Raw genomic sequence first — 6,564 nt, 5'->3', positions numbered from 1 at the left:
CCTGCGGTTGGATCACCTCCTTTCTAGAGTACAAAGTGATAATCTCACAATTATCACTTCAATATATCTCAATCACACTTGTTTAGGTTTGAGAGATTGATTTTTAAAAGTAGTTATTAAGGGCCTATAGCTCAGCTGGTTAGAGTGCACCCCTGATAAGGGTGAGGTCACAAGTTCAAGTCTTGTTAGGCCCACCATTATTCATTTTTATCCGTTTTTATTTTTCATATTGGCATATCATGTTTGTAATTCTCAAGATCTTTGTTATTTAAATTTTTTAAAATCTAATGTTGCTTGATTAAAATTTATAATTTCTATTTTTCAAATACTATATTCTTATATTTTTTGATTTACCTAAAATTGCTTCATTTTGTATTAAAATTTTTAATAATATTAAATTTTTAATTATTTAACTAGATTTTAGTACAAATTTTCAAAAAATTATAATATTTTTTGAAAATTGTTTTATATTTAAGCTTATTTTAATATTAATATTGTATAATTCCACTCACATTTCAAGTTAATCTTATTTAGCTTTGAAAAGTAAAGTTACTTAAATTACCATTGTTAAAAGTCACAATCAAGTTTTAATATTTAAAACAATTTTACAGGACTTGTTAGAGCTTTGAATTTAGTTTAATTTTAAATATTCTATATCAAACACTGTTATCCCAATAATATAAAAGATATAGTTTATAAATATTAACTTCACAAGCTATTAAGCTTTAAAACTTACTTAATAGTAGTTAATACTTTCCGTCTTATTAAATTTAAATTCAAATATTATAAATCTAATAGCCATATCTTTAATAAAAGAAAAGAGTAGTAAAAAAATCTAGTAAAAATCTTCTTTATATTTTAAGATTAGCTATCTATTTTTATCTTTAACAAGGAAGTGATGCGAATTAGAATATCAATAATCTAATTAAAAAAAGGTAAGCTACTAAGAGCAAATGGTGGATGCCTTGGCTAGTAGAGGCGATGAAAGACGTGCCAGGCTGCGATAAGTCTCGGGGAGCCGTCAAGGGGCTTTGATCCGGGAATTTCTGAATGGGGCAACCCAGTATATAGTGATATGTACTACCGCAATGCGGAGCGAACGTTGGGAATTGAAACATCTTAGTACCAATAGGAAAAGAAATCAAACGAGATTACGCTAGTAGCGGCGAGCGAAAGCGTAAGAGGGCAAACCACTAGCTTGCTAGTGGGGTTGTAGGACTGCAATATAGACTTAAACAATCTAATAGAATAAGTTGGAAAGCTTAAGCATAGAGGGTGATACTCCCGTATATGAAAGTGCGTTTATACTTAGCAGTATCCTGAGTAGGGCGGGACACGTGTAATCCTGTCTGAAGCTGGGTAGACCACTATCCAACCCTAAATACTACTACTAGACCGATAGTGCACAAGTACCGTGAGGGAAAGGTGAAAAGAACTGAGGTGATCAGAGTGAAATAGAACCTGAAACCATTTGCTTACAATCATTCAGAGCCCTATGATTTATCAGGGTGATGGACTGCCTTTTGCATAATGAGCCTGCGAGTTGTGGTGTCTGGCAAGGTTAAGGAAACCCGGAGCCGTAGCGAAAGCGAGTCTTAATAGGGCGTATAGTCAGATGCTGCAGACCCGAAACGATGTGATCTATCCATGAGCAGGTTGAAACTGGTGTAAGAGCCAGTGGAGGACCGAACAGACGGCCGTTGAAAAGGCTCCTGATGACTTGTGGATAGGGGTGAAAGGCCAATCAAACATCGTGATAGCTGGTTCTCTCCGAAATATATTTAGGTATAGCGTTGTGTAGTAACTTTGTGAGGTAGAGCACTGAATGGGCTAGGGCATACACCAATGTACCAAACCCTATCAAACTCCGAATGCGCAAAGTGTAATCACAGCAGTCAGGCGGCGAGTGATAAAATCCGTCGTCGAGAGGGGAACAACCCAGACTAACAGCTAAGGTCCCTAAATCTCATTTAAGTGGAAAACGATGTGGAGTTACTGAAACAACCAGGAGGTTGGCTTAGAAGCAGCCATCCTTTAAAGAAAGCGTAATAGCTCACTGGTCTAGTGATTCTGCGCGGAAAATATAACGGGGCTAAAATGAGTACCGAAGCTTTAGACTTGCACTTAATTCTAATTATAAATTTGGCTATGAGCTTTTAAGTTATATTTCTCATAATTTAATTGCACTCATATAAATTAAATTATGAGAAAATAGTTTAGCTAAAATAATTAGAAGTAGTTAGAATTAAGTGCAAGTGGTAGGAGAGCGTTCTATTCAGCGTTGAAGGTATACCGGTAAGGAGTGCTGGAGCGGATAGAAGTGAGCATGCAGGCATGAGTAGCGATAAAAGGGGTGAGAATCCCCTTCGCCGTAAACCCAAGGTTTCCTACGCGATGCTCGTCATCGTAGGGTTAGTCGGGTCCTAAGCAAAGTCCGAAAGGGGTATGCGATGGAAAATTGGTTAATATTCCAATACCAATTATTATGTGCGATGGAAGGACGCTTAAAGTTAATGGAGCTAGCGGATGGAAGTGCTAGTCTAAGGGCGTAGGTTGAGTTATAGGCAAATCCGTAACTCTCTATCCGAGACCTCAAAGGCTCTTGACGCTCTTCGGAGTAGATGGAGAATCCATGATACTATCGAGCCAAGAAAAGTTTCTAAGTTTAGTAATAATTGCCCGTACCGTAAACCGACACAGGTGGGTGGGATGAGTATTCTAAGGCGCGTGGAAGAACTCTCTTTAAGGAACTCTGCAAAATAGCACCGTATCTTCGGTATAAGGTGTGCCTAACTTTGTATTAAGATTTACTCCCAAAGCAAAGAAGGTTACAACAAAGAGTCCCTCCCGACTGTTTACCATAAACACAGCACTCTGCTAACTCGTAAGAGGATGTATAGGGTGTGACGCCTGCCCGGTGCTCGAAGGTTAATTGATGGGGTTAGCATTAGCGAAGCTCTTGATCGAAGCCCGAGTAAACGGCGGCCGTAACTATAACGGTCCTAAGGTAGCGAAATTCCTTGTCGGTTAAATACCGACCTGCATGAATGGCGTAACGAGATGGGAGCTGTCTCAAAGAGGGATCCAGTGAAATTGTAGTGGAGGTGAAAATTCCTCCTACCCGCGGCAAGACGGAAAGACCCCGTGGACCTTTACTACAGCTTGACACTGCTATTTGGATAAAGATGCGCAGGATAGGTGGGAGGCTTTGATCCATAGACTCTGGTTTATGGTGAGCCATTGTTGAGATACCACTCTTCTTTATTTGGGTAGCTAACTAGCCTAAGTTATCCTTAGGTAGGACAATGTCTGGTGGGTAGTTTGACTGGGGCGGTCGCCTCCCAAAGTGTAACGGAGGCTTACAAAGGTTGGCTCAGAACGGTTGGAAATCGTTCGTAGAGTATAAAGGCATAAGCCAGCTTAACTGCGAGACGTACATGTCAAGCAGAGACGAAAGTCGGTCTTAGTGATCCGGTGGTTCTGTGTGGAAGGGCCATCGCTCAAAGGATAAAAGGTACCCCGGGGATAACAGGCTGATCTCCCCCAAGAGCTCACATCGACGGGGAGGTTTGGCACCTCGATGTCGGCTCATCGCATCCTGGGGCTGGAGCAGGTCCCAAGGGTATGGCTGTTCGCCATTTAAAGCGGTACGCGAGCTGGGTTCAGAACGTCGTGAGACAGTTCGGTCCCTATCTGCCGTGGGCGTAAGAAGATTGAGGAGAGTTGACTCTAGTACGAGAGGACCGAGTCGAACTGGCCACTGGTGTATCAGTTGTTCTGCCAAGAGCATCGCTGAGTAGCTAAGCCGGGATGTGATAAGAGCTGAAAGCATCTAAGCTCGAAGCCAACTCCAAGATGAATCTTCTTTTAAGAGCTCTAGTAGACTACTAGTTTGATAGGCTGGGTGTGTAATGGATGAGAGTCCTTTAGCTGACCAGTACTAATAGCTCGTTTGCTTATCTTATAAGCATCACTTCCTTGTTAAGGATAAAATATAATCCTTTTAGGTTTTTAAAGTATTTTTAGATATTAAACTTAGTGATTTTTAGCTTTAATACTCTAAGCAGTGTTAAATAAGATATCATCTTTATTGATATGATATTTTATTTAACACTGCTCGTGGCTATACATGATTAGGAAACGCCTTGCTCCATCTCGAACCAAGAAGCTAAGCTTTTCATGGCCGATGATACTCTCCCTTACTGGGATGTTGGAAAAGTAGGTTGCTGCGAGCTTTGTTTTTATTCTTTATACATTATATTTATTAATCTGATGTTTTAGTATTTATTTGTTTTTACCTTAATAGATGAAGAGTATTACTATAAAAAAGTAAAAATACCAAAAACTTGTTGAAGTTATAAGTAAAGCAAGAGTAGTATAAATGATCTAGCCATAGGGATTGCATCCCCACTTTCGTGGGGCAAGGCTAGTAAGCCTTGACAACGATTATACAAAGTTGTATAATTATGATGAATGCAAATGACATATATCGATATCTTCTCTCTATGGAGATAGAAAATTTGCCGTAGGGGTACCACCCTATGGCATAATCCCCATAATATAATTATATTATTATCTACTGATTTTTCTTAAACTCTATCTTTTTAATAATTGAAGGATAAATAATATGGGTGAAAACATAAACCAAGATATTAAAAAATTACCACTTGATAGAATTTTAATTCGTAATGGTTGCTATTACAACAAAGAAAAAAGTTCTAAAAACTATAAAGCAGTCAAAAACGATAATGAAAATAAAGTTATCATATCTCAAACTAAAAGCGGCAATTATCTATATTTTAATAAAACTGCTAACAATAACTAACCTGCTTTGAATTGTATAAGACATCTGATAAAATAAATATTATTGATAATAAATTTAATGCTTATAATTAGAAAAGTATAGAAATAATAATGATTTTTATCAGCATAAAGTTATTTAAAAAGATTGTTTTATTTTTTATTTTTTATTTTTTATTTTTTATTTGAATATCAATTCATATAAGTCTTAAATTTATAGCTACATCAAATACTTAAATTTACAATAAAATAATTTATATAAATATAATATTAAATAAATTAATTAATATATTTTTCTAATCTCGTTTTTTTTGATATCCTGCTGATTGCAAATCTAATTTAGGAATTTAATTAAATGAAAAATATTGTTTTATTAGGTGGTAGTAACTCTGTAATGGTAAATGGCTTGCAAAAAGCGTTAAAAGAGTATGCAAATGTGACAAATTTAGCTTGAGGAGGTACAACAAGCCTTCAAAATTTATATGAGCTAAAACGAGAGAAAAATCAAGAAGCTATCCAAAATGCAGATTTATTAATAACTGAATCTGTTATTAATAAACTTATAATCATAATATTAGAGAAAATCTCTCATTGAGTATAATTTTTAAAAATTTACAATATTTATATACAACTCTATATACTTTTAATAGGCCAGTTTGTATATTAATTTTACCATACAGATTTAAAAATTATCAAATAGTTATTAATATGCATAGATTTTTAGCTAATTATTATGGTTTGAATATTGTTGATATGCAAAGCTACTATCAAAACAATGAAATAATCCAGTTTGGAAATAAATTTGGCCCTCATCAGTTAGCCGTAGTAAATAGATATGTTGGTAAAGAGATTGCTAAAAATGTTGATTGTTTTAAAGTTTCAAATAAAAATTTAGATATTAATCTACCTGAATTTAAAATCTTAACGCCAGACAATATGCAAAGAAATGGTAATTTTAAAATATTTAATCCTAGCAACTCGATGTATAACGAAATTGTTTATCGTTTAGAACAAGGAAATAGTTTAGCAATTAATAATTGCGATGGATATGAAATTATTGGAATGCATAGCTGGAATTTAGAAAATAATGGAGAGATTACAAAGCTAAATGAGCATTGCGGCTCAATTCATTTAAAAAATATAAATGAAAATATTGTTAAGTCAACTGCAAAATCGAATATATTTTGTGAAATTCAAGCTGAGCTGATAATTGATAGCAGTCTTATAATTAAATTTAATGATGAAAAATTGCCAAGCACTGAATTTTATTATTTGGCACGTAGTTGGCTTCCAAATTCAATATCTCTCCCATATTTCGACCTAATTGCCTTTTTCTTATGCAAACCAAACCCAAAGATTAAGCTGTTTGATTTGAGTGTTATCCCGACCGATATAGACATAGAGATTGATAAAGATATAGATCGCTCTTATTTGATACCAAATATAGTATTTTTAAAGACTCTATGGAGTTTATAGATGAGTATATAGGTCATCTTTATCCAAATATTGTTAAACATATTGATAGTGTTCTAACGCCGCAAATTATCAAAAAAACTGAGGCTCAAATCTTATCACAATTAAACAAAAATACGCCACAAAAGCTATAAACTAGGTCAGGCTCTAATAAAAGCCAATAAAAACTGGTATAAAGGTGGATATATTAAATTTATATTTGAAGCTATGAAAATTAAAAAAGAACACAAAAATAAAGATAAATTTAATATATAAAATAAATTTAGAAAATATGATTTATCATGCAAGGCT

2 protein-coding genes, 1 tRNA gene and 2 rRNA genes are annotated in these 6,564 nt (G+C 34.9%); all 5 read left to right on the top strand.

Annotation, left to right across the window (positions count from 1 at the left end; all coding sequences use genetic code 11):
* The first annotated feature begins 120 nt into the window (after positions 1-120).
* Positions 121-197 (top strand) — tRNA-Ile (locus tag CIGNP91_RS08215).
* Positions 198-933: 736 nt separating this feature from the next.
* Positions 934-3,964, top strand: a 23S ribosomal RNA gene (locus tag CIGNP91_RS08210).
* Positions 3,965-4,115: 151 nt separating this feature from the next.
* Positions 4,116-4,235, top strand: a 5S ribosomal RNA gene (gene rrf, locus CIGNP91_RS08205).
* A gap of 392 nt (positions 4,236-4,627) precedes the next feature.
* Entirely contained in the window at positions 4,628-4,825 is a 198-nt protein-coding gene (locus CIGNP91_RS08200) for a hypothetical protein (RefSeq protein ID WP_086253889.1), read from the top strand.
* A gap of 683 nt (positions 4,826-5,508) precedes the next feature.
* The gene (locus tag CIGNP91_RS08190; protein ID WP_086253888.1) at positions 5,509-6,276 is read left to right on the top strand and encodes a hypothetical protein; all 768 of its coding nucleotides are present in this window, start codon (positions 5,509-5,511) and stop codon (positions 6,274-6,276) included.
* The last annotated feature ends 288 nt before the right edge of the window (positions 6,277-6,564 follow it).

The sequence above is a fragment of the Campylobacter sp. P091 genome, from assembly GCF_002138935.1.
Lineage (GTDB): Bacteria > Campylobacterota > Campylobacteria > Campylobacterales > Campylobacteraceae > Campylobacter > Campylobacter devanensis.
Note: the sequence above shows the minus strand (reverse complement) of the source record. Positions and strands in the feature narration are given on the sequence as shown.

What these genes read in the sequence shown, in the direction of transcription:
- CIGNP91_RS08200 (WP_086253889.1), top strand. Translation starts at nt 4,628, where the DNA reads ATGGGTGAAAACATAAACCAAGATATTAAAAAATTACCACTTGATAGA.
- CIGNP91_RS08190 (WP_086253888.1), top strand. Translation starts at nt 5,509, where the DNA reads ATGCATAGATTTTTAGCTAATTATTATGGTTTGAATATTGTTGATATG.